The 24009-nt window shown below is 69.7% G+C and carries 20 protein-coding genes and 1 pseudogene; 6 read left to right on the top strand and 15 right to left on the bottom strand.

Going from position 1 to position 24009, the window contains the following annotated elements; all coding sequences use genetic code 11:
* Positions 1-63 precede the first annotated feature (63 nt).
* A pseudogene (locus JVH1_RS28125) lies at positions 64-2295 on the top strand (cation-translocating P-type ATPase); the annotation flags it as partial.
* Positions 2296-2396: 101 nt separating this feature from the next.
* Here the strand turns inward: JVH1_RS28125 and JVH1_RS28130 are convergent.
* The gene (locus tag JVH1_RS28130) at positions 2397-2555 is read right to left on the bottom strand and encodes an Rv1535 domain-containing protein (protein WP_371113098.1); all 159 of its coding nucleotides are present in this window, start codon (positions 2553-2555) and stop codon (positions 2397-2399) included.
* A gap of 54 nt (positions 2556-2609) precedes the next feature.
* On the opposite strand from JVH1_RS28130, the gene JVH1_RS28135 reads away from it, so the two are divergent.
* The gene (locus JVH1_RS28135) at positions 2610-2882 is read left to right on the top strand and encodes a hypothetical protein (protein WP_009474531.1); all 273 of its coding nucleotides are present in this window, start codon (positions 2610-2612) and stop codon (positions 2880-2882) included.
* Between the two features lie 14 nt (positions 2883-2896).
* Here JVH1_RS28135 and JVH1_RS28140 read toward each other — a convergent pair whose 3' ends face one another.
* Together JVH1_RS28140 and JVH1_RS28145 are read right to left on the bottom strand one after the other, a co-directional pair.
* Entirely contained in the window at positions 2897-3403 is a 507-nt protein-coding gene (locus JVH1_RS28140) for a hypothetical protein (RefSeq protein WP_005252352.1), read from the bottom strand.
* 113 nt (positions 3404-3516) lie between these two features.
* Entirely contained in the window at positions 3517-3786 is a 270-nt protein-coding gene (locus JVH1_RS28145; protein ID WP_043778649.1) for an ANTAR domain-containing protein, read from the bottom strand.
* Between the two features lie 135 nt (positions 3787-3921).
* On the opposite strand from JVH1_RS28145, the gene JVH1_RS28150 reads away from it, so the two are divergent.
* From JVH1_RS28150 to recD, 4 genes are all read left to right on the top strand, one after another.
* A complete protein-coding gene (locus tag JVH1_RS28150) occupies positions 3922-5019 on the top strand; it encodes a GIY-YIG nuclease family protein (RefSeq protein ID WP_009474529.1) in 1098 nt (365 codons plus the stop codon).
* Positions 5020-5137: 118 nt separating this feature from the next.
* Entirely contained in the window at positions 5138-8398 is a 3261-nt protein-coding gene (gene recC, locus JVH1_RS28155) for an exodeoxyribonuclease V subunit gamma (RefSeq protein ID WP_009474528.1), read from the top strand.
* The gene (locus tag JVH1_RS28160) at positions 8356-11706 is read left to right on the top strand and encodes a UvrD-helicase domain-containing protein (RefSeq protein ID WP_043778646.1); all 3351 of its coding nucleotides are present in this window, start codon (positions 8356-8358) and stop codon (positions 11704-11706) included. The genes recC and JVH1_RS28160 overlap by 43 nt, the downstream gene beginning before the upstream one ends.
* On the top strand, positions 11703-13571 hold the full coding sequence (gene recD / locus JVH1_RS28165) for an exodeoxyribonuclease V subunit alpha (RefSeq protein WP_009474526.1): 1869 nt from the start codon (positions 11703-11705) through the stop codon (positions 13569-13571). Before JVH1_RS28160 ends, recD begins: the two co-directional genes overlap by 4 nt.
* On the opposite strand, the gene JVH1_RS28170 is transcribed toward recD, so the two are convergent.
* From JVH1_RS28170 to JVH1_RS28225, 12 genes are all read right to left on the bottom strand, one after another.
* On the bottom strand, positions 13489-14019 hold the full coding sequence (locus tag JVH1_RS28170; RefSeq protein ID WP_083849729.1) for a DoxX family protein: 531 nt from the start codon (positions 14017-14019) through the stop codon (positions 13489-13491). The genes recD and JVH1_RS28170 overlap by 83 nt on opposite strands.
* 17 nt (positions 14020-14036) lie before the next feature.
* On the bottom strand, positions 14037-14528 hold the full coding sequence (locus tag JVH1_RS28175) for a DUF4188 domain-containing protein (RefSeq protein ID WP_009474525.1): 492 nt from the start codon (positions 14526-14528) through the stop codon (positions 14037-14039).
* Between the two features lie 132 nt (positions 14529-14660).
* The gene (locus tag JVH1_RS28180) at positions 14661-15161 is read right to left on the bottom strand and encodes a pentapeptide repeat-containing protein (protein ID WP_009474524.1); all 501 of its coding nucleotides are present in this window, start codon (positions 15159-15161) and stop codon (positions 14661-14663) included.
* Positions 15162-15376: 215 nt separating this feature from the next.
* Complete coding sequence (locus tag JVH1_RS28185) at positions 15377-15730, bottom strand: excalibur calcium-binding domain-containing protein (RefSeq protein ID WP_009474523.1); 354 nt, start codon at positions 15728-15730, stop codon at positions 15377-15379.
* A gap of 215 nt (positions 15731-15945) precedes the next feature.
* Positions 15946-16674 (bottom strand): hypothetical protein, encoded by a 729-nt coding sequence (locus tag JVH1_RS28190; protein ID WP_009474522.1) that lies wholly within the window; start codon positions 16672-16674, stop codon positions 15946-15948.
* Between the two features lies 1 nt (position 16675).
* A complete protein-coding gene (locus JVH1_RS28195; RefSeq protein WP_009474521.1) occupies positions 16676-18058 on the bottom strand; it encodes an L-serine ammonia-lyase in 1383 nt (460 codons plus the stop codon).
* A gap of 4 nt (positions 18059-18062) precedes the next feature.
* Positions 18063-18476, bottom strand: a complete 414-nt coding sequence (locus JVH1_RS28200) for a glycine cleavage system protein H (RefSeq protein WP_009474520.1) — start codon at positions 18474-18476, stop codon at positions 18063-18065.
* A gap of 150 nt (positions 18477-18626) precedes the next feature.
* The gene (locus tag JVH1_RS28205; protein WP_009474519.1) at positions 18627-19304 is read right to left on the bottom strand and encodes an aminotransferase class IV; all 678 of its coding nucleotides are present in this window, start codon (positions 19302-19304) and stop codon (positions 18627-18629) included.
* Complete coding sequence (gene folP, locus JVH1_RS28210; RefSeq protein ID WP_009474518.1) at positions 19301-20200, bottom strand: dihydropteroate synthase; 900 nt, start codon at positions 20198-20200, stop codon at positions 19301-19303. The genes JVH1_RS28205 and folP overlap by 4 nt, the downstream gene beginning before the upstream one ends.
* 74 nt (positions 20201-20274) lie before the next feature.
* Positions 20275-20868 (bottom strand): sarcosine oxidase subunit gamma, encoded by a 594-nt coding sequence (locus JVH1_RS28215; protein WP_009474517.1) that lies wholly within the window; start codon positions 20866-20868, stop codon positions 20275-20277.
* On the bottom strand, positions 20861-23725 hold the full coding sequence (locus tag JVH1_RS28220; RefSeq protein WP_009474516.1) for a 2Fe-2S iron-sulfur cluster-binding protein: 2865 nt from the start codon (positions 23723-23725) through the stop codon (positions 20861-20863). The genes JVH1_RS28215 and JVH1_RS28220 overlap by 8 nt, the downstream gene beginning before the upstream one ends.
* On the bottom strand, positions 23722-24000 hold the full coding sequence (locus JVH1_RS28225; RefSeq protein WP_005252386.1) for a sarcosine oxidase subunit delta: 279 nt from the start codon (positions 23998-24000) through the stop codon (positions 23722-23724). Before JVH1_RS28225 ends, JVH1_RS28220 begins: the two co-directional genes overlap by 4 nt.
* Between the last annotated feature and the right edge of the window lie 9 nt (positions 24001-24009).

Below are 24009 nucleotides of genomic sequence, written 5' to 3' on the forward strand. Positions count from 1 at the left end.
TTCGAGGCGATCGGGCGGCTCACCGCGTGGCCGGTCGGGCTGGCCTGGGATTTCGGCCGGGCCATGCGCACGGAACTGTCGGATCCGCTGACCCCCGTCCTCGCCACCGGATCGGCGGCGAGCGCCCTGCTGGGGTCGCCGATCGACGCGGTGCTCGTGGGGTCCGTGCTGGCGGGCAACGCCGCGCTGTCGGCCGTGCAACGCCTGCACGCGGAACGTCTGCTGAACCGGTTGCTGGCGGCGGGCGATCCGCCCGCGCACCGCGTCGCCGGGTCCCCGGAGCGCCGCGTGACCGAGCGGGTGGAGGCCTCCCGGTTGCGGCCGGGCGACGTGATCGAGATCGGCCCCGGCGAGGTGGTGCCCGCCGACGGCCGGCTCGTCGAGGCGTCGGGCGTCGAGGTCGACGAGTCCTCGCTCACCGGGGAATCGCTGCCGGTGAGCAAGCAGCCGTCGCCGACCCCGGGCGCGCCGCTCAGCGAACGTGCATGCATGGTGTTCGCGGGTACCACGATCCTCACCGGCACGGCGTCGGCGATCGTCACCGCGGTCGGCGACGCAACGGAAGCGGGACGCGCGGGTGCGCTCACCCCCGCGAGTGCGTCGCACGTGGGTCTGCAGGCGCAGCTCAGAAGCCTCACCGACCGGGTGCTGCCCGTCAGCGTGGGCGGTGGGGCCCTGGTCACAGCCGTGGGGTTCTTGCGAGGCACCGGACTGCGGCAGGCCGTCACGAGCGGCGTCGCGGTCGCGGTGGCGGCGGTTCCCGAGGGTCTTCCGCTGGTCGCGACCTTGGCGCAGCAGGCCGCCGCACGCAGACTGACGAAGTCGGGCGCGCTGGTGCGGGCACCGCGGTCCGTCGAGGCGCTCGGCCGCGTCGACGTGGTGTGCTTCGACAAGACGGGCACCCTGAGCGAGAACCGCCTGCGGGTTGTCACCGCCGTCCCGGAACCGGGGTTCGATCGCGAGGACGTCCTCGCGTGCGCGGGCCGGAGCGCCGTGACGCCCGACGGCGGTCCGGCCGCGCACGCCACCGACGTCGCGATCGCCGACGCGGCAGTGGGTCTGCTTCCGCGGGAGGACGACCGGAGCAGCGTCCTGCCGTTCCGCTCCGGCCGGCCCTACTCGGCCGCGCTGTCGGGGACGCAGCTGTCGGTGAAGGGTGCACCGGAGGTCGTGGTCGCGGCGTGCACCGGTATCGACGCCGACGCCGTCCACGACACCGTTCTCGGCATGGCTGCCGACGGATTGCGCGTCATCGCCGTCGCCCGCCGGACCGTCACGTCCTTCCAGGCGCGCCGCGCGGCCGACGACGCCGCGGTACTCGACGATCTGTGCGGCAGCGACCTGCACCTCGTCGGACTGCTCGGGCTGGCCGACACCCCACGACCCGAAGCGGCCGGACTGCTGCCGGACCTGGAACGGCTACAGGTCGGGGTCCGGCTGATCACCGGCGACCATCCCGTCACCGCCACCGCCATCACACGGGAGCTGGGACTGGCCGTGTCGTCCGAGCAGGTGATCAGCGGGACCGACTGGGACACCCTCTCGCACCGGGGGCAGGAGAACGCCGTCGAGAAGTGCGTCGTCTTCGCCCGGATGTCGCCCGAGAACAAGGTGCAGATCGTCCAGACCCTCGAACGCGTCGGTCACGTCTGCGCGATGGTCGGCGACGGCGCCAACGACGCGGCCGCGATCCGGGCGGCCAGCGTGGGGATCGGTGTCAGCTCGCGCGGCAGCGACCCGGCCCGCAGCGCCGCGGATGTGGTACTCCTCGACGGCCGCGTCGACGCGTTGCTCGACGCCCTCGACGAGGGCCGTCAGCTGTGGCGGCGGGTGCAGGCGGGGGTGTCCGTGCTGCTCGGCGGAAATGCCGGGGAGGTGGCGTTCGCCCTGATCGGCAGCGCGATCGCCGGACGGTCGCCGCTCACGGCGCGTCAGCTCCTGTTGGTGAACGTGCTCACGGACGCCCTGCCCGCTGCCGCGCTCGCGGTGAGCCCGCCCAACGAACAGGCCCGGGGAGAGGGCCGCGGACCGGACAGCGCTGCGCTGTGGCGGACCGTCGCGATCCGCGGCGCCGCCACCGCGGCAGGCGCGACGACGGCGTGGGCGCTGGCGAGCGTGACGGGCAGGCAACGCCGGGCGTCGACGGTGGGGCTGGTGGCATTGGTCGGCACGCAGCTGGGTCAGACGCTGATCGACTCGCGGAGCCCGCTCGTGGTGCTCACCGCGGGCGGATCACTGGCCGCACTCACCGTGATGGTCGGTACACCCGGGGTCAGCCAGCTCCTCGGCTGCACCCCGCTCGGACCGGTCGGGTGGGGGCAGGCGCTGGGATGCGCGGGTGCGGCGACCGCGGCAGCCGCGTTCGCACCGGGGCTGCTCGAAAAGCTTGCGGGCGATCAGTCGACGATGTCGATCACACCCGCCCGCAGCAGCACGGCGTACACCTCCCGCAGCGGTGGGGTGAGGACACGGGTGACCACCCCGGTCAACGGGTCCCCGGCGGCGGAGACGACACCGGCAGCGGTCTGGGCGACGGAACTCAGCACAGCTGACACGGTCCGCGATCAAGGTGGCTGACCGGGAAACGGCACGGACAAGGGAGACGAACCATGGCCCAACAAACGTCGGAGGCGGAGTCGCAGAGCGACGCCGTCCAGCGGGTGCGGGAGGCACGCGGCTTCGCGGTGCAGCTACCGATCCTCGGCAGGGTGCCGCTGCCGAGGCCCGAGCAACTGGCGTTCTTCGCGGCGATCGGCTTGCTCGCCGCCGTCGAGATCATCGAATGGCCGGTTGCCCTGACCATCGCGGCAGGACACATCCTGATCACCGATCAGCACAACCGCGCCGTCCAGGAGATCGGGGAGGCCCTGGAAGGTGCGTGACGCGGAAGTCCGGATCAGGCGGGCGGGCAGGCCGGTGACGTCAGCTGCGCGATCGCCACGATGGAGCATGCCGTCGCCTTCGACAATTTCCACGTCCCGTTCTCGCCGGGCACGAAGATGGCGGGCAGGGTGTTCTGCTGCACCTGGCCGTTGATCGTCAGCTGCAGCTGCGCGCTGGCGCTGCCGTCACCGTTGTCGATCACCGGGTCCAGGACCGTGACCTGCGCACCCGCCTGCTGGGCGGCGGCAGCGACCTGATTGAACAGGTTCGGGTCCTGCTCCGAACCCTCCACCATCGCGATCTTCTCCTCGAGGGGAGTGGCCGGGTCGAGGCCCTTCGCCAGCAGGGCGTTGAGTTCGGCTGCGGTGGGCAGAACGAGGTCGTCGGTGGTCTCGGCCGCCGCCGTGGTCGTGGACGTGGTGGTCGCGCTCGGCCCGGACGGCTCGTCGGAACCACAAGCGGACATCGTGAGGGCTGCGGCGATCGCTACCGCGGCAACCGTGATTTTGCGGATCGTCAACTCAGTTACCTCTTCGTATCTCGGTGCGCTGGTCGTTCGGTCTCACATCGAGTCTGAAGGTTTGGGCAGCGTCGCGCCGTCGAAGCCAGAGAATTCTCAGACTTCGACCGAATTCACGCGGCCGTACCGAACGCGCCGCGGTACGGAGTGGCGTGGCTCCACTGCAGAGCGGCAGCCGTGATGTCGGACGCGGGAAGGTCGTGGTGATGGGTCTGGATGAACGCGATCAGTGCGCGGGCGGTGCGCGCGAGGGCGACCTTGTGTCGACGCGACGTCTCCGCGAGTTCGGTGAACGCGTCGTTCTCGGAGCATCCGCGGAAGGCGATGAGAATGCCGACCGCGATGTCGACGGCCGTGCGGGTGGAGTAGCTGGGCGCTGTCATGAATGTTCTCCCAACCTGCGTCGGAATGGGTACCACTCCATCCTCCCGCACTCGGTAGCACGTCGAAAGGGTTCGAATCTCCTCGAGCCTTCCTCGTGCGAGTTCTTCACCGAGGTTTTCCCTTACGGTAGGGGCATGGCTACCGTCTGGACGATCCCGATCGACATCACTTCTCGCTGGCTCGACAATTCCGAGGTCCAGACTTTCCTCGCGTCCAACGACCTGGACAACGCGGCACCCGACCCCCGGGTGCGGTTCGCGCAGTTCGCGGACGTCACGAAGTCGCTGGAACGGCACATCGGGCACACCTTCTCCTCCGTGCAGGGCGCGGCCACCGCACTCTTCGACGGCATCGACGGCGGTGTACCCGTCGCGTTGAAACTGGCGGCGCTGCGCCTGATCCTGAAGGAGGTGTATCAGACCCGCCACGCGCCGCAGCCCTTCCCGAAGCGGGTCGGTGAGGAACTCGGCACCTACGTCTACGCGCTCCTCGATCCCCGCAACAGGTCGGTGTTCTACGTCGGCGCCGGGCGCGGCACCCGGGTGTACGGCTACGTGTGGGAGGCGTTGGCCGAGAACGAGCACCGGAAGACGCTCGAGGATCCGGAGACCGACAGCGCCGAGGTGAAGGCCGCGACGATCGCCCGCATCCGCGAGATCTACGACTCCGGCCACGAGGTCGAGCACTACGTCGTGGCGCATCGGATCGCCGACACCGGTGACGTCGCCGGCGCGGTGCGCAGCGGAGTCGTGGGAGCGCTCGGGCTTAACGACGGTGCGGTGCTCAGCAATCTCGCCGGTGGCGCGGGCGAGCATCGCGCGGTGCCCGTCGACGACCTCGTGTTGCAGTACGCAGCAGAACCCGTCCCGAACCTCCCCACCCCCTGCGTCGTCCTCGAGGTGCCCGCCGCGTCCCGGCGCGGCGTGACGCCGGAAGAGGTGTACGAACTGTCCCGCGGCGCGTGGGCGGCGGGCGCTGCCGTGCGCAACACCGACGACATCCCGGTGATCGTGTTCGCGGACAACATCGTTCGAGCCGCATACCGTGCCAAGTCCTGGTCGTCGGTCGCACGACCCGGTGACGCGGCGCTGTGGCGGTTCACCGGCGAGCCCGACACCGAACTGGAGAGCCAATTCGTGAACAAGCGCATCGTCCCCGCCAAGGTCGGTCTGAAGAAGTGGCCCACCCACGGCTGGGTCCCGCACCTCACCCAGGCGCGCCCCGGCCGCTGACGTGCGTGGCGAAGCGTGCCCCGGCACACTTTGCCACTCACCTGCAGAGTGGGCCTCCCGAGTCGGTGGGGTGTGGTAAGTCTGAGCCGACCGGAGTTGGGGAGCGAAGGGAGGCCACGTGCTCGTACTGCATCGCGCCGAGCGTTCCACCACTCTCGCGTCGGCTCTCGGCGACGTGCTCGCGAACCCGCTGTCCGATCCGTTCGCCCGGGAGGTCGTGGCTGTCCCGGCGAAGGGGGTGGAGCGCTGGCTCACACAGCGGCTCTCGACCGCGCTCGGTGCCCGGCCCGGCGTCGGCGACGGGGTGGCCGCGAACATCGACTTCCCGTCACCGACCCGGCTCGTCGACGAGTGCCTCGCCGCCGCCACCGGGGTGTCCGCCGACGACGATCCGTGGAATCCGTCCCGGGTGCTGTGGGCGTTGCTCGGCGTCGTCGACGACTGCCTCGGTGAGCCCTGGTGCGCCGTCCTCGCGAAACACCTCGGGCACGGTCTCCCGGACCGCGACCCGGACGATCACCGGCCGGGCCGGCGCTACGCCACCGCGTCACACCTCACCGATCTGTTCCGCAGCTACGCCGCACAGCGGCCGGCGATGCTGGTCGACTGGGCCGGTGGTCGCGACACCGACGGTGCGGGCGGTCCACTCGACGACGACCTTCTCTGGCAGGCCGAACTGTGGCGGCGGCTGCGCGAGAAGATCGGCAGCCCCGCTCCCGCCGAGCGGCTCGGCTCCGCTTGCGCCCGGCTGCGCGCGGAACCGGATCTCGTCGAACTCCCCGCCCGATTATCACTGTTCGGTCCGACGCGCCTCGCGACCGATCAGATCGCCGTCCTCGCCGCCCTCGCCGTCAATCGTGATGTGCACCTGTGGCTTCCGCATCCGAGTCCCGCCATGTGGTCGTCGTTGTCGACGGCGGACAGCGTGCTCGCACGTGCCGACGACCCCACCGCGCTGTCCGTCGCCCACCCGCTGCTGTCGAGCCTGGCGCGGGACGTCCGCGAACTCGAGTCGAGGCTGACCCGCCTCGACGTCGACGACCTCCACCACGAGGGGCCTGCGCCCCGCGACTCCCTGCTGGGGTGCCTGCAGGCGGATGTCCGGGACGATCGGGCGCCCGCGCTCGCCGAGTGCACGGCCGACACCTCCGTCCAGGTCCACGCCTGTCACGGACCGGCCCGCCAGGTGGAGGTCCTGCGCGAATGCCTCCTACATCTCTTCGAGGACGATCCGACTCTCGAACCGCGTGACGTGCTCGTCATGTGCCCCGACGTCGAGTCGTACGCCCCGCTGATCCGGGCGGCGTTCGGGCAGGACGTGCTCGGGCATCCCGGCCATCGTCTGCGGGTCCGGCTCGCGGACCGTGCCCTGCACCAGACCAATCCGGTTCTCGCCGTGGTGTCGACTCTCCTCGAACTCGCCGACGCGAGGGTGACGGCGAGCCAGGTCCTCGACCTGTCGGCGGCCGCGCCGGTGCGCAGGCGGTTCCGGTTCGGCGACGACGACCTCGAACGGATCCGGGAGTGGGCGACCGCGACAGGAGCCCGCTGGGGAATCGGTCCGCGGCAGCGCGCGGCGTTCGGTCTCGGCGACTTCCCGCAGAACACGTTCACCACCGCGCTCGACCGCATCCTGCTCGGTGCCGCCGCCGACGAGTCCGACGGCGAATGGCTCGCCCTGGCGCTGCCGCTCGACGACGTCGACAGCAACGACATCGACCTCACCGGTCGGCTGGCCGAATTCGTCGACCGGCTCGACGTCGCGCTGCGCGGGCTCGGCGGGCCGCAGTCGGTCGCGGACTGGTCGAGCGCGCTCACCCGGGCACTCGATCTGCTCGTCGACGTCAGCGCCGCCGACACGTGGCAACTCGCGCAGGCGCGACGAGAACTCGGGGCGGCGATGGAGCACGGCGGCGACGCGGTCCTGCGACTGTCGGACGTGCGCGCGATGCTGGCCACCCGGCTCGCGGGCCGTCCCACCCGAGCGAACTTCCGCACCGGCGAGCTGACGGTGTGCACCATGGTGCCGATGCGGTCGGTGCCGCACCGCGTGGTCGTTCTCCTCGGCCTCGACGACGAAGTGTTCCCGCGCGGGGTGAGCGTGGACGGCGACGACGTGCTGGCCCGTAATCCCCTTCTCGGCGAACGTGATCCGCGCAGCGAGGATCGGCAGTTGCTGCTCGACGCCGTGATGTCGGCGAGTGAGAAACTCCTGCTGTTCTATACGGGCGCCGACCCCGTCACCGGCATGTCCCGGCCGCCGGCGATCCCGCTGTCCGAATTGCTCGACGCGGTGGCGGCCACCGTCGGGAGCGACGCCCTGCCCCGAATCGTGACCCGGCATCCGTTGCAGCCGTTCGATGCACGCAACTTCCGGCCCGAGCACCCGTTCAGTTTCGATCGGGCGGCGCTCGCCGGTGCCCGTGCCGCGCAGCACCCGCCTGAACCGGAGCCCGCATTCCTGCCGGCACCGCTCGTGCCGCCGCCCCTCGGGGACGTCGATCTCGCCGACCTCATCGCGTTCCTGGTGCACCCGACGCAGGCGTTTCTGCGGCAACGGCTGGGGCTGCGGGTCCCCGACGTGGACGAGGACCTCGCCGACGCACTGGAGGTGTCGCCCGATCCGCTGGCCCGGTGGGATCTCGGCCAGAGGATGCTCGTCGCGAGGCTGACGGGAGTCGAACTGGCCGACTTCCGCGCCGCGGAGTGGCGCCGCGGGACGTTGCCGCCGTTCAAGTTGGGGGAGTCGGTGCTCGGTGGAATCGAGCACGCGGTCGAGTCGCTCGTCGCCGTCAGCGGGTCCGTGCACGTCGGGCGGGCGGAAACCGTGGACGTCGATGTCGATCTCGGTTCCGGACGGCGCCTCACCGGCACCGTCGGCGGGGTGCACGGGTCGGTGATCGCGACCACCACGTATTCGAAGTTGGGGCCGAAACACCGCCTCGCCGCCTGGGCGCAGTTGCTGGCGGTCGCGGCGTCCGACAACGAGACCGAATGGACTGCCGTGACGACCGGCCGCGGCGCGTACAGCCGTCCGGCGTGGCGCTCGACCCTTACCGCACCCGAAAACGCACTAGAGGAGTTGGTGCGACTCGTCGAACTGCGCGATCTGGGGCTGCACGCGCCGTTGCCGATCGCCACGGGCGCGTCGGCGGCGTATGCCGAACGACGCCACGGCGGCAGCAGCATGGAGGACGCGATCGAGGCGGCCCGGAAGGAATGGAGCAGTGACTTCGGTGACTCACGCGACCGGCACATCACGTACGTGTACGGGTCCTCACCGGGCATCGACGTCCTCGGCGACGCGGTGACCATCGAGAACTACGCCCGGCAACTGTGGGCGCCGCTGCTCGCCGCCGAGACGTTGGCGCAGCCGTGACCGGCGCGCGCGGCTTCGACCTCCTCGGTCCGCTGCCGGAGGGTACGACGGTGCTCGAGGCGAGCGCCGGCACCGGCAAGACGTACGCGATCGTCGGCCTGGCCGCCCGCTTCGTCGCCGAGGGAGGCGTGGACCTGTCCCAGCTGTTGCTGGTGACGTTCAGCCGGGCGGCCACTCAGGAGCTGCGGGAACGCACCCGTGAACGATTCGGTTCCGCCGCAGCCGCATTGGCCGATCCGGCAGCGGCACGGCTGAGCGCGGATCAGCTGATCCGGCATCTCGCCGAAGCCGACACCGGCGAGGTGACGCTGCGGCGCCGGCGCCTGCTGCAAGCATTGTCGGACTTCGACGCCGCCACCATCGTCACCACCCACAGCTTCTGTCAGCGCATGCTCGACGGGCTCGGCATCGCGGGCGAACGCGACCCCGACACGGTCCTGGTCGAGGCCGCCGACGACCTCACGACGGAGGTGATCGCCGACCTGTACCTGCGCGCCTACAGTCGCGTCGGGTCGGCCCCGTTCACGCCGGCGGAGGCCACCGCGGCCGCCCGGGCCGCCATCTTCGACCCGCAGGCCGTGCTCGCCCCGGAAGATACGCGGGGCACCCCGGCCGGGGACCGGGTGGCGTTCGCCGAGGCGGTGCGCGCCGAAGTCGAACGGCGCAAACGCGCAGTGGGTCTGCGTGATTTCGACGATCTGCCGATGCTGCTCCACCGCGTCCTCAGCGATCCCGAGCACGGTGCGGCGGCCTGCCGGCGTGTCCGCGAACGCTACGGCGTGGTGCTCGTCGACGAGTTCCAGGACACCGACCCGCTGCAATGGGACATTCTGCGCCGCACGTTCCACGGCAGCGGAACGCTGGTGCTCGTCGGCGATCCGAAGCAGGCCATCTACGCGTTCCGCGGCGCGGAGGTGCTCAGCTATCTGGACGCGGTGCGGTCGGCCGACCGTCACCAGGAGTTGACCACCAACTGGCGCAGCGATCAGGAACTCCTCGACGGCCTCGAATATCTGCACGGCGGCGCCGCGCTCGGGCATCCCGAGATCGTGGTGCACCGCGTCGACGGTGCGAGACCGAAGTCGCGTCTGACGGGCGCCGCGCCGCTACGGCTGCGGTATCTGCCGAGGACCGGCGCCGGGCCGATCAACAAGTCGGGATACCCCGCGGTCGGGCCGCTCCGGAAGCGGATCGCGGCAGACCTCGCCGCCGACGTCGTCGCTCTCCTCGACGGCGGCGCGACACTCGACGTCGGGGGGAGCGCCCGACTCGTCGAACCCGGCGACATCGCCGTCCTGGTGCGCACCAACGCGCAGATCACACTGGTCCACGACGCCCTCGACCGGGCGGGTGTGCCGTCCGTGCTCGCCGGCGGGGCCAGTGTCTTCACCACTCCGGCTGCGCAGCACTGGCTTTGGATCCTGCAGGCCATCGAGCAACCGCACCGGTCCGACCGGGTGCGGCTGGCCGCGCTCACCCCGCTGCTCGGACACACGGCCGAGGAACTCGACGCTCGCGGCGACGACATCGTCGCCGAGGTCGGTGGGCAGCTCCGGGAGCTGGGCGCGGTGTTCGCCCAGTCCGGTTTCGCGGCGCTGTTCGAACGACTGTCCGCGGTCGCCGCGCTGGAGGCGAGACTCCTGCGGGTGGCAGCGGGCGAGCGGGCACTGACCGATCTCCGGCACGTGGCGCAGTTGCTCAACGGTGCCGCCGTCGAGCAGTCGCTCGGTCTGACGGCCGTCACCCGCTGGCTCACCGAACGCATGAAGGACCCGTCCTCGGGTGGGGTGGACCGCAGCCGACGACTCGACAGCGACGCCGCGGCGGTGCAGATCGCGACCGTCCACGCCAGCAAGGGCCTCGAATTCCCGCTCGTGTACCTGCCGTACGCCTGGGACGCCGCCAAGATCTCGAAACCGAGCAAACTGCTGCTGCACGACGACGACGGACGACGCATCCTCGACGTCGGTGGTCCGGGCAGCCCCGGCTACGCGGACCGCAGGAACCGGCACGACGCGGAAGAGGCGGGGGAGGAGTTGCGGCTGCTGTATGTCGCGGTCACCCGGGCGATGTGCGGGCTCGTGGTGTGGTGGGCACCGGCGTTCACGACGGCGGGCGCGCCGCTGCACCGGATGATCCTGGGACGGCAGCCCGGGCAGCGGGAGGTCCCGCAGAAGGTCACCGTTCCCGAGGATCCGGTTGTCGCGGAACGGTTGTCCGCGTGGGGGACGGCAGCTCCGGAGACGGTGACCGTCGAGGCGGTGGGTTCCGACCCGATCGTGCGGGTCGGGTGGACACCACAGCGGGAGCCCCGCGGAGACCTGGAAGCCGCCCGCTTCCGGCGGCTGCTCGACACGCGATGGCGTCGCACGTCGTATTCGGCGTTGACGGCATCTGCGCACGACGCGCCCGCGGTGGGCAGTGAGGCCGAGGTCGAGGAGAAGACGGACGAACCGGCCGAACCTCCCTTACAGGCGCCGGCCGACATCACTTCGGGGGTGGCGTCGACGATGAACGAGCTGCCCGGCGGCGCGACGTTCGGCACGCTCGTCCACGCCGTCTTCGAGATCGTCGACACCGCGGCACCCGACCTGGATGCAGAGGTTCTGCGGTGCTGCCGCGACGTGATCGCGTCGACGTTGTCGGACATCGACCCCGCCCAGCTGGCGACGGCGCTGCTGCCCGTGCTGCGGACGCCCCTCGGCGCGGGGGCCGAAACGACGCTCGCCGACATCGCACCCGCAGACCTGCTGGCGGAACTCGACTTCGAACTGCCGCTGGCCGGCGGCGACACGCCCTCGCTCACCGTGATGCTCGACGGCGTCGGCGAGCTGCTGCGCACCCACCTTCCCGTCGACGATCCGCTGCGGTCGTACGCCCACGCCGTGCAGACACTCGAACCGACCCCGCTGCGCGGATACCTCACCGGCAGCATCGACGCCGTGCTGCGACTGCCCGGACCGCGATACGTCGTCGTCGACTACAAGACCAATCGCCTCGCGCAAGGCGACCTCACCACCGCGCACTACACCCGCGAGAGCATGGCCGCCGAGATGGTGCGGGCGCACTATCCGCTGCAGGCATTGCTGTATTCCGTTGCGTTGCATCGCTACCTGCGCTGGCGGCAACCGAACTACGATCCGGCGGTGCACCTCGGTGGCGTCCAGTACCTGTTCGTTCGCGGAATGGTCGGCCCCGACACCCCGCCCGGATGCGGAGTCTTCGACTGGGCACCGCCCGCCGCGTTGATCACCGAGCTGTCCGATCTGCTGTCCGGGTCGAGCTCCGAGCACGAGGGGACGCGATGACCGAGGTGCAGGTGGCGCAGCGCGGCAAGGGGATGCTGCGAGTGTTCAACGAGGCCGGTGTGCTCGCCGCCGCGGACGTGCACGTCGCGTTGCGGTTGTCGGCGCTCGGAGGCGAATCCTCGGAAGACGTCGTACTGGCCACCGCGCTGGCGGTGCGCGCGGTGCGGTCCGGCTCGGTGTGCCTGGACCTGACGCGGCTCCGTGAGGTGACCGTCGACGAGGAGTCTGAAGTCGATCTCGACGCACTGCCCTGGCCGGACGACGGCATCGTCGTCGAGGCACTGCGGCGGAGTCCGCTGGTCACCGGTGGTTCGGCGGGTCCGCTGCGGCCGCTGCGGCTCGTCGACACGGCCGAGGGCGGACTGCTCTACCTCGACCGGTACTTCCGGCAGGAAGCGACCATCCGGCGGGTACTCGACCAGCGCGCCGTCGGGTATCCCCTCGTCGACGAGCAGTCGCTGCGGGAGGGCTTGGACGCGTTGTTCCGCGACCAGCACGACGACGGGGCGCCGGCTCCGGCACCGGACCGGCAGCGAATCGCCGCCGCGGTGGCCGCCACACAATGGACGTCGGTGGTCGTCGGCGGACCCGGAACAGGTAAGACGCACACCGTCGCCCGGGTGCTGGCGCTGCTGACCAGGCAGCCCGGTCCGGGCCTCCGGATCGCGCTCGCCGCACCCACCGGGAAAGCCGCGGCGCGGTTGCAGGAGTCGGTGCGCGAGCAGTCCGACGCACTCGGGTTGCCGCCCGACCTGACCGCGATGACGCTGCACCGGCTGCTGGGTTGGCAGCGCGGACGTGGCAGCCGGTTCCGCTACAACGCGAACAATCACCTGCCCTACGACGCGATCGTGGTCGACGAGACGTCGATGGTGTCGCTGACGATGATGTGCCGGCTCCTCGAGGCGGTCCGCCCGGACACCCGGTTGGTGCTCGTCGGCGACCCCGATCAGCTGACGTCCGTCGACGCGGGCGCGGTCCTGGCCGATCTCGTGGCCCGGCCGGTGACGGGAACCGAGAATCCGGTGCTCGCCAGGATCGTCGGCGCCGACCTGGAGGCAGCCGACGATCCGCTCGAGGCCGCCTTGAGTGCGGGGGAACGGGACAGGTTGCGGGGCGGAGTGGTCCGGCTCAGCCGCGGGCGGCGGTTCGGCGGCGGCATCGCCCAGTTGGCTGTCGCGGTGCGGAAGGGCGAACCGGACGAGGTCATGAAAATCCTGTCGAGCGGTTTCCCCGAGGTGTCGTTCCACAGTCCGGAAGACCTGGACGCACTGCGGGCGGACGTGGTGGGGACGGCCGCCGCAGTCACCGCAGCCGCGGAATCCGGTGATGCCTTTGCTGCACTGCGGCATTCGGAGGGGCACCGGCTGTTGTGCGCGCACCGGGAAGGTCCGTACGGCGTGCAGCGGTGGGCGCGGCAGGCGATGGAGTGGATTGGGGAGACGATCGGGCAGCGGCTGAACCCGGATCGCTGGTATCCGGGCCAGCCGCTGATGGTGACTGCCAATGATCACGAAACGAAGATCTACAACGGCGACACCGGGGTGATCGTGCGCCGCGACGACGTCGAACTCGTCGCCGCATTCGTGCGGGGCAACGAACCGTTCCTGTTGCATCCGACGCATCTGTCCGCGGTGCAGACGGTGTACGCGATGACGATTCACCGCAGTCAGGGCAGCCAGTACGACACGGTGTCCGTGGTTCTTCCCGGCGAGGCGTCGTCGCTGCTGACTCGCGAATTGCTGTACACGGCGATTACCCGGGCACGAAAGCACGTGCGGATCATCGGGTCCGAGGATGCAGTGCGGGCGGGAGTGCAACGCCGGGTGCTGCGGGCGAGTGGGCTTCGGAGGGTGATTCCGTAGCCCGGCTCCCCCGGTAAGCGATCACGACCGCGAGTGTCGCCGACACGAAGACGACCTGCAGGAGTGTCCGGGGGATCAGGGCTTCGAACGGTCCCGTAGAGAGTCCCTCCACGGCGGCGTACACGTTCGCCGGGAACATCACGATGAGCAGGGCGGTGAGGCAGCCCGCCGCCCACGGCGCGGTGCGTCGTATCAGCAGCCCTGCGGCGCCGGCCAGTTCGAGCAGACCGGTCACGGTCACCAGTAGCTCGGGGTTCGGCAGCGACGGCGGGACCATGGCGACAAGTTCCGCACGCATCCCGACGAAATGGGCCATGCCCGTCAGCGTGAACATGGCCGCGAGGCCGCCCCGCAGGGCAACAGGCCACGGCCGGCATCGGCGCACACCCGCCGCGCCTGCGACGAGGAGTGCCAGAGTGACGGCAACGAGGGCGATCAAGGGTTCCATGATTTCTCCTGAATTGATCACTGATCGTGGGTGTTGTTGCTGCGGGACAGCCGGTCTCGGGCTCGGCTGAACTTCTGTGTGACGGGCACACGTGCGGTGGCGCGGGCCAGCCCCATCGCCGGCGTGCCGACGTAGATCGACTCGGCATGGTCCACCGGATAGGTCTCGTGCCAGACGCCGACCGCCCCGGGTGCCTTGCGGGCCCGCCGGTTGAATGCGGCCCAGGCCGGACGATGCTTCGCTCGGCTGTCACTGGCGTAGGCGTACAGCTTGTCGACGGAGTTCCAGTACTGGATCACCGTCGGGCCGCGCCCCTCGAACGTCAGGCGGTAGCCCATCAGACCCGAATCCGGGTCCTCGGACAGTTCGCGCAGCATCCTCGGCATCGCGAGGAAAGTGGGCAGCCACAGGTCCGGTCTCCAGGGTCGGTTGATGGTCATTCCGATCAGGAAGACCACCAGTTCGCCGTCGTAGTGGTGCGTCGAACGGGTGGGGTCGATCGTCGTCATCGGATGCCTCCCAATATTGGATACCGATACTATCTAATAGTGGATAGTGCGGGTATCCAATGTCAAGGGGTGTGGGCATACGAAAACCCGGACCGCGCAGTGCGCGGCCCGGGTGAATGGGTCAGGAGTGGTTTACGGAGCCGGAGGTGTCGGTGTCGGTGTCACCGGGACGACCGAGGCGAGTGCGCGCTCGTGGGCCTCGGTGGACCATTCGGGTTCGGTCGTGATGTTCATGTCCCCGACGATCGTGCCGAAGATGTCGATCTCGGTGCTGTACAGGATCACCGCATTGCGCTGCGAATCCGTGAAGTTCGTGCCGGTGATGTTCGCGTCGCTCAGATCGGCGTACGACAGATTCGCGGCAGCGAAGTTGGTGCCGGTGAGGTTCGCCCGTTTCAGGTTCGCCCCCGACAGGTCGGCGAAGCTCAGGTTCAAGCCGGCCAGATTCGCGGAACTCAGATCGGCGCCCGGGCAGGTCGTGCGATCGTCGGGGTTCGGATTCGCCACGATCCTGCAGCCGTTGATCTCGGTGAGGACGTCCGCCGCGGCCGTTCCGGCGCCCGCAGTGAGTGCGGCACCCCCGGCCAGCGCGACCGCGCCCAGTGTCAGAGCCGTGAAATGTGTCCTGCTCATGCCGGACTGCCCCCTCGCGTAGTACCTCAACCGTCATCGCCGAACTTAGTGCCGAGCGCCGTGTGCCGCACGGGGAATGGCGACACCTGCACGACGGCCGAGGCGCCACGAAGCACACACGCACCCCTTCTCGGTAGGCGCACCCGGTCTCGGGCTCGACAAGGGGTGCGGGGGCGCAGAAGGGGTGCGTGTGCGGGAGGCGCGCCGATGATCGACTACTCGCAGGCGATGCCGTCGTTGTCGCGGTCGAGGTGCGGCGCGTAACCGTCCTGGCCACGGTAGATGGGCGTCACACCGGCGTTGCGGGCTTCGGTGCAGTTCTTGTAGCCCGCGCGAGGTGCGGGAGCCTGCGGTGCCGGCGCGACCTGCGGTGCGGGGGCCGGTGCTGCCGGAGCGGCGGGTGCGGGCGGCAGGAGGGGGTTCACGGCGTCGGCCGAACCGCTCGGAATCAGGGACGCAATCTGCGGGGGAAGGAAGTCGAAGATCGTCGCCGCCTGTGCGGAGGGCGCGGCTGCCATCGAAATGGCGGCACAACCGAGGACGCTGAGTACTAACCGTCGAGCCTTCATATTTACCTCGTTCAGGGTGGGTGGGGCCTCGACAGGACCACCGGCACATGCGCCTCGCGACAGTGCCTTCGTGATTTCGATCCCGTCTTCCGATGATGGTATCCGCGAGCGAAATGGCCTGTGACGCAGGCGGCTCCGCTGTCGGTCATGCGAATGACAGCGGTAGTCGCGCCGCCCGCCGGATCTGAAACGCTGTCAGCGCTGCGGGAGAACGGTCATCCCGAGCTACCGTGGACGTTCGTCGACACCGTGCTCGCGGCCCCGCAGTAATCGTCCCGCGGCAACAGAGGCGCGGCGGCCATCCGCCACGGATCGAGCAGGGTGTCGAAGTGCGCGCTGGTGAAGTCGTGCCGCCCGACGAGATCCGCAACCGCGTGCGCTGCTGCCGCGTCGCGCACCGCGGTCGCGATGTCCGCGCACAGTCGCTCGTCCTCGCGCACTGTCGCCTCGTCCATGAAGTGCCGTTCCCAGGCGGCGTCCTGGGCGCGATACCAGGATGTGATCCGGCCCGCGTCCCAGGCCGCCTCACGTGCGCAGATCCAGGCGCCGAGCCGTCGACGGCTGTCGACGACACTTCTCGTCCGCGTCAGCGCACCGAAATTCTCGTGCAGGAGGGCTGCCGCTTCCACGGCATGTCGCACGACGTCCGGCCAGTTCGGGCCGAAGCTCTGCTCGCATTCGTGTTCCGTCACGGCGAACGTGTCGAGGGCGGACAGTGCGTCGTCCACGACGTCGAGGTGGAGAAGGTAAGACCCGGGCAGCTCACATCGGCTCAGCAGTTGGAACGCGACGAACGCGTCGCCGCGGACCGGAGCACAGTGCACGAGGACGTCGAGCACCGACAGCCGGGTCTCGGGCGTGTAGTCGCCGCGCTCCGGAACCGGGTGCCGGCGGATGAACTGGGCGGCGCGGGCGGGGAGAAGGCGAAGTTCGTCGGTGATCATGTCAGCACTCGACATAGTTGACCGGGACGTTGACGGCCAGACCGCCGGTCGACGTTTCCTTGTACTTCGACAGCATGTCTGCGCCGGTCGAGCGCATCGTCTCGATCACCTGGTCGAGGCTGACCCGGTGGGTGCCGTCGCCGCGCAAGGCCATGCGAGCAGCGTTGATGGCCTTGCCCGCCGAGATCGCGTTGCGTTCGATGCACGGAATCTGCACCAGCCCTTCGATGGGATCGCACGTCAGACCGAGGCTGTGTTCCATCGCGATCTCCGCGGCATTCTCCACCTGTTCGATTGTGCCGCCGAGGATCTCCGCAAGCCCGGCGGCGGCCATCGACGCGGCGGAACCCACCTCGCCCTGACAGCCGACCTCGGCTCCGGAGATCGACGCGCGTTCCTTGTACAGCGATCCGACGGCGCCGGCGGCGAGGAGGAAGCGGATCGCGGTGTCGTCGGGATCCGACTTCCCGGCCGGGGTGTAGTGAACGGCGTAGTGCAGCACCGCGGGGATGATGCCCGCGGCCCCGTTGGTCGGCGCGGTGACGATGCGGCCGCCGGATGCGTTCTCCTCGTTGACGGCCAGGGCGACGAGGTTGATCCAGTCCTCGGCGAATGCGGGATCACGGTGCGGGTCTTCCTGATCCAGGCGGAGATACCAGTCCCGTGCCCGCCGGCGCACGCGTAGGGCGCCGGGAAGGATCCCGTTGCGCGCGATCCCGCGCTTCTCGCATTCCACCATGACGTCGCGGATATGGAGGAGCCGTTCGTAGATCTCCACGGTCGACCGCGTTTCGCGTTCGAACTGGAGCATCACGTCACTGATGGTGTAGCCGTGGCGGGCCGCGATGTCGAGGAGTTCCTTGGCGGACCCGAACGACAGGCCACCGGTGGCGGCGCGTGGCGGCTGTGCGCTCTCCGCTTGGGTGACGACGAAGCCGCCGCCGACGGAAAAGTAGGTTTCGCTGTGGATCTCGACGCCGGCGGCCGTGGACGCGGTGATCCTCATCCCGTTCGGGTGCAGCGGCAGGATGGTCAGCGGATGGAGGACGATCTCGTCCTCGGCGAGCGCGACCTCGTGCGAACCGCCGACCCTGATGCGCCGGATGCTGCGCATCTCCTCGAGACGTCGTTCCATCTCCTCGGTCTCGATCTTCTCGGGAAAGTACCCCTCGAGCCCGAGCAGCACCGCGGACATCGTCCCGTGGCCCGCTCCGGTCGCCGCGAGCGACCCGTACAGGTCGACGCGGATGTGCGCCACTGCAGACAGGGCGTCGAGGGCGCGGAGGTCGGAGACGAACCTCGCGGCGGCGCGCATCGGTCCGACGGTGTGCGAACTCGAGGGGCCGACGCCGACGGAGAACAGGTCGAACACGCTGATGGTCATGGGATTACACCGCCTCACTGAGTTCGTTCGCGTATTGCGCGGGGGTCAGAAGTCCGTATGCCGACGACGTCGGCGAGGGGAGAACGGCGAACAGCCAGCCATGGTGGAACGGGTCGTCGGCGACGAGTTGCGGGTTCTCGGCGGCGTCGGTGTTCGTCATCGTGACGAGTCCGCTGATCGGCGCGTTCACCGTGACGACGGTCCGGGCGGACGTCCACACGAGGGCGCACGGGGCGCCTGCCTCGATCGTGCTGCGGACTGTCGGAAGTTCCAGTCCGACCACCTCGACCTCGTCGAGTGCCGTGTCCGTGACCCCGGCCCGGAGCGGGTAGTCGGAGAAGCTCTGTCCCGGTGCGAGGGCCAACCAGCTGTGCGTTGCCGTGAACCGTCGATCAGAGGGAATCTTTCCAGCTCTCATGCCTTTTCCTTTGACAGTCGGGCGTAGTGGTCGCGGAGTCGCGCTGTGATCCAATAGGTCTGATATTGATATATCAGTGTGTGTAATAACAGTAGGTTAGGCATGGGGGTGGGTCAAGAGGTGGTCCGGAAACGTCCGGAAATGAAGTGGCTACGGCCGGAGGGTCGCGGGGAGCACGCCTTTGAGTGAGCTCGTCACGGCCAGCGCTTCAGCGGCCAGGAGATCGCCCGGCGTGAGAATGCGTTCGCGCATCAGCCCGCGGTCGAGCTGCCACGACCGCTCCACACCGGGCAGGCACCCCGACGCCAATGGTGGCGTCCACCAGACGCCGTCGATCCGGGCGGCGACATTCGCGATCGTGGTCTCGGTGACGTGCCCGAGCTCGTTGACCAGCACGACGTCGTCGGCCCCGGGATGGCGGTGTCGCCTGCGGTCGTAACGCTCACGCAGCGTCGTCTTGTGTCCGAGGAGGACGTCCCGGGAGTCGACGGGCTCGTCGTCGAGTGCGAGAGACACCGACGCGGGTGCGACCGGCGGCCCGAAGACATCGACGTCCACCCCGCCGTCGCGGTGCAGGCGCACGCGGACCCGAGCCGGGCCGACGCCCGACAGCCGCTGCGCGAGGTGGCGCCGGACGTCACGTTCCCGGAACTCGTACCCGAGCACCGCCGCCGAACGGGCCAGCCGTCGCAGGTGACGCTCCGCGTGCCGCAAGCCGGTCCGCGGATCGTGATACATCGTCTCCATCAGCTGGACACCGGCATCGATCAGCTGCGCTTCAGCGGGACCGATCGTCGCGAGACCGGCGGCGGACACGGAGGTGTTCACAGTGCGGAGACTCGATTCGACGCGTGACTGAAGCTGGCGGGACCACGATATACGAGTGCGCGGAGCACGGACACCGCGTCCACGGTGGCGGCGACGTCGTGCACCCGGAGGACGGCTGCCCCGTTCTGCGCGGCAATCAGGGCAGCGGCCACCGAGGCGGCCTGACGGTGCTCGACGCCGCGACCGGTGATCGTGCCCAGCATGCCCTTCCGGGACAGTCCGGCCATCACGGGAACACCGAGATCGGTGATCTGCCGCAGCTCGGATAACAGCGCGAGGTTGTGGGCGAGGGTCTTGCCGAAGCCGAAACCCGGGTCGACCATGATGTGCTCGAGCGGAATTCCCGCGCCCCGGCAGGCGCCGACACGGTCGATGAGGAACCGGCGCACCTCGGACACGACGTCGTCGTACTCCGGCGACCTCTGCATCGTTTCGGGCTCGCCGCGCATGTGCATCAGGCACACGGGCACGTCCAGATCGGCCGCGGTCCGCAGTGCACCCGGAAGCCGGAGGGCGCGAACGTCGTTGATCATCGACGCGCCGGCGGTGACCGCCTCTCGCATGACGTCCGGTCTCGAGGTGTCGACGGAGATCGGTACCGACGTCGACATCGCGAGGGCTGCAACTACCGGAACCACGCGCGCGATTTCCTCCGCGACGGACGGCGGGCGGGACCCGGGACGGGTCGACTCGCCGCCGATGTCGAGGAGGTCGGCGCCCTCTGCGACCAGCGACAGGGCGTGTTCGACCGCGGCGGCGGTGTCGAGGTACCGACCACCGTCGGAGAACGAATCCGGGGTCACGTTGACGATGCCGCAGACCAGGGGAACGTCGCGTGCGAGGGCGTCGAGCAGTCGACCGGGGCCGGTGGCGGTGAGTGCGGGGAACGGAACCATTCGGGCGCACCTCCTTCCAGAAGGGAAATCGGCCCGGTGGACGACGCTGTGCCGCCCACCGAACCGACTGGCGATTACACGGGGTCGACGCCGAACTCCTCGGCGGCGTCGATCAGCCACTCCGCGAGATACCGGGCGAACGACGACCGCACGAGAATCCGGTAGTCGGCCCCCTCGTCGTCGAGCGCGATCAGGATCACGCCCGCGAGGCCGAGCATGGTCTGCGCTGCAGTGCCGCGGCCGTACACCCTCGGATGCAGATCCAGCGAGCACCCCTTCTCGAGGACGTCGCGGGCGTGAATCCCGCGCAGCCGCAGAGTGGTTCGCTGTCCGGAGACGTCGATCGCGGCGCCGCCGTGGGGGGTCACCGCCGCCCGCAGGTCCGACTCGAGCGCGGGCGCCGACCGTGACCGCGTGGTGATCAGCCATTCCTCGGGACCGAGCCAGACGGCGGTGGTGGCGTCGGTGCCGGCGGACGTCGACGCCGCGGTGGGGAGGTCGAACCCGAGGACCGTCGCGGCGGGCTCGGCTCCCGGTCCGGCCGGGTCGACCCACAGGTCGACCATCGCGACGAACGGTTCCTCGGCGATGCTCACCGATTCGGGGAGTTCGGAGAATTTCTGGTCCCAGCCGTGCAGGGGGCTGAGGGGGACGAGGGTGTCAGCCATCGCGACGTGCTCCTTCGGGATCGACGAGGACGGAACTGGTGACCTCGACGGCGACCAGGTTTCCGTCCACCGGGACGTGCAGGGTGTCGCCGAGCCTTGCCCGGCCGCCCTTGACGAGGGCGAGCCCGAACGGGCGGCCGAGTTCGGCGCTGAGGTAGCTCGAGGTGACGTGCCCGAGCATCGGCACCGGCGGGGGCGGCAGGACGCCGTCGGAGATTTCTTCGATGATCTGCGCGCCCTCGGGCAGCACGGTCTGCTTGTCGAGGGGCAGCAGTCCGACGAACTCCTTGCGCAGCGGGTTCTGGTTCTCCGCCCGGGTGAAGGAGCGCTTTCCGATGAAGTCGCGCTTCTTCTTCGACACGGCCCAGCTCATCCCCAGGTCCTGCGGGGTGACCGTCCCGTCGGTGTCCTGACCGATGATCGGGTAACCCTTTTCGGCGCGCAGGACGTGCATGGTTTCGGTGCCGTACGGGGTGATGTCGAATTTCTCGCCCGCGGCGATCAGGCGCGCCCAGACCGCGGGTGCGTGCCAGCCGTCGACGTTGACCTCGAACGCGAGTTCGCCGGAGAAGCTGATCCGCGCGACCCGTACGTGGACGTCGCCGAGGGAGGTGTCGCGCCACGCCATGAACCCGAACGCGTCATTGGTGACGTCGAGGTCGGGGAAGACCTCACCGATCACGTCGCGGGAGCGCGGTCCGACGACGGGGAACGTGGCCCACTGTTCGGTGACCGAGGTGAGCCGGACCCTCAGGTGCGGCCATTCGGTCTGCAGCCATTCCTCCATCCAGTCGAGGATCTTCGCGGCGCCGCCGGTGGTCGTGAAGACCTGGAACCGGTCGTCGTCCAGGCGCATCACGGTGCCGTCGTCGATGACCATGCCGTCGACCCCGCACATGACGCCGTAGCGGACCATGCCGACCTTCAGGGTGCTCATCATGTTCGTGTAGATCATGTCGAGCAGCACCCCGGCGTCGGGACCCTGGACGTCGATCTTGCCGAGGGTGGAGCCGTCGAGGATGCCGATGCTGCGGCGCACGGCAGCGCATTCACGCAGCACCGCGGCGTCCATGTCCTCTCCGGGCAGGGGGTAGTAGCGGGGACGCTTCCACTGGCCGACGTCCTCGAACACCGCGCCGCGGCCGACATGCCAATCGTGCAGTGCCGTCACCCGTTCGGGGTCGAAGAGGGCGCCGCGGCTGCGGCCGGCGAGGGCGGCGAACGCGACCGGGGTGTACGGCGGCCGGAACGTGGTGGTGCCCAGCGTCTCGATCGGCCTGCCGAGCAGTTCGGCCGTGATGCCGGAGGAGATCACCCCGGACGTCTTGCCCTGGTCGTGCGCGGTTCCGATGGTGGTGTAGCGCTTGATGTGCTCCATCGACGTCATGCCTGCGCCGACCGCGCGAGCGAGGTCGGCGACCGTCGCGTCGCGTTGCACGTCGACGAACTGGGTGTCCTCACCGGCGACGTCCTTCACCCGCCAGAGCACCAGCGGGGTGGACTGTTCGATCGCCGGTGCAGGTGCCGGGTCGATCGTGTGGTCGGGAACGGTGAAGCCGAGGTCGCGCATGATCGACTGGCCGGCGGTCTGGCCGTCGCGCAGGCACCCGTCCAGGTCGAACACACCGTTCGCGGAACCGGCGACGGAGACTCCGTCGAGGTCCTCGCCGGGCACGAAGGCGCCGAGGTTCTCGTCGTAGCGGAGCTTGCCGCGGGCCTGCGAGAACAGGTGCACGGCCGGGTTCCAGCCGCCGCTGACGAGCAGGACGTCGCAGGCGAGGGGGATGCGGAATCGGTGATCGGTGTCCGTGCGGTGCGACACGACCGCGTGACTGATCCGGCCGTTGCCGCGGGTGCCGGACACCACCGACGCCGTACGGATGGTGATGCCGCGCGCGTCGCATTCACGCTGCCAGCGGGCGGGTGCCTCGTCGCGGGCCTCGACGATCGCGTTGATCCGCACGCCCGCGTCGTGCAGGTCGATCGCGGCCTCGTACGCGCTGTCGTTGGTGGTGAACACGACGGCCTGCTCGCCGACCTTGACACCGTAGCGGTGCAGGAAGGTGCGGGCGCCGTGCGCGAGCATGATGCCCGGGCGGTCGTTGTCGGTGAAGACGACGGGACGCTCGTGCGCTCCGGCGGCGACGAGGATGTGCCGGGCGCGGATACGCCAGACGCGCTGGCGGCTCAGCGCGGCGGGGGCCTCGACACCGAGATGGTCGGTGCGGCGCTGCAGCGCGAGGACGAAGCCGTCGTCGTAGTTGCCGAACGCGGTGGTGCGCTGCAGGTGCAGCACATCCGGGTAGGTGGCGAGTTCGGCGACCGCGGCAGCGACCCAGTCGAGGGCGGGTGCGCCGTCGATGAGGTCCGTGGACCCGAGGAGGTCGCCGCCGGCTTCGCTCTGCTCGTCGACGAGCACCACCCGGGCGCCCGCCCGGGCCGCCGTGAGCGCGGCGGCGAGACCGGCCGGTCCGGCGCCGGCGACGAGGAGGTCGGTGTGGACGTGCTTGGCGTCGTACTTCGCCGAATCGGCGATCTCGGCGAGCCGGCCCTGACCGGGGATGCCGCGGGCGACGAGGCCGTCGAACAACTCGATGGTGGTGGCGAGCAGCATCGGCTCGGGGAACGGCTCCTCGATCTGCACGAGCCCGCCGGTGTCCTCCGCCCACGCCGCGGTGATGCCGCGTGGCCGGCCGACCTTGATGCTGGTGGTGATCTGGTGGACGCCGTTCGCGAGCAGGGCCGAACCGAGCGTGTCACCGGGGTGACCGGTGAGTTCCCGGCCGTCGAACGTGAAGGTGTAGGGGGTGTTGCGGTCGAGGCGACCGCCCTGGCGGGTGCGGAAGGGTGCGTTCACGATATCGTCGGCTTCTGCTCGTCCAAGCGGTAGACGCTGTGGAATCGGTAGGTGGCGGTGTCGCGTACGGCGTTGAACCAGCGCCGGCAGCCGGCGCTGTGGTTCCACCGTTCCGCGAAAAGACCTTTCGGGTTCGCGCGGAAGAACACGAAGTGTGCCCACTGTTCGTCGGTCAGCGACTCGGGATCTTCCGGATAGACGACGTGGGCTTCGCCGCCGTAGTGGAACTCGGTTTCCTCACGGGACCCGCACCACGGGCATTCGATGAGTTGCATTGTGGCTCC

This window comes from Rhodococcus sp. JVH1, from assembly GCF_000280725.2.
Lineage (GTDB): Bacteria > Actinomycetota > Actinomycetes > Mycobacteriales > Mycobacteriaceae > Rhodococcus_F > Rhodococcus_F jostii_A.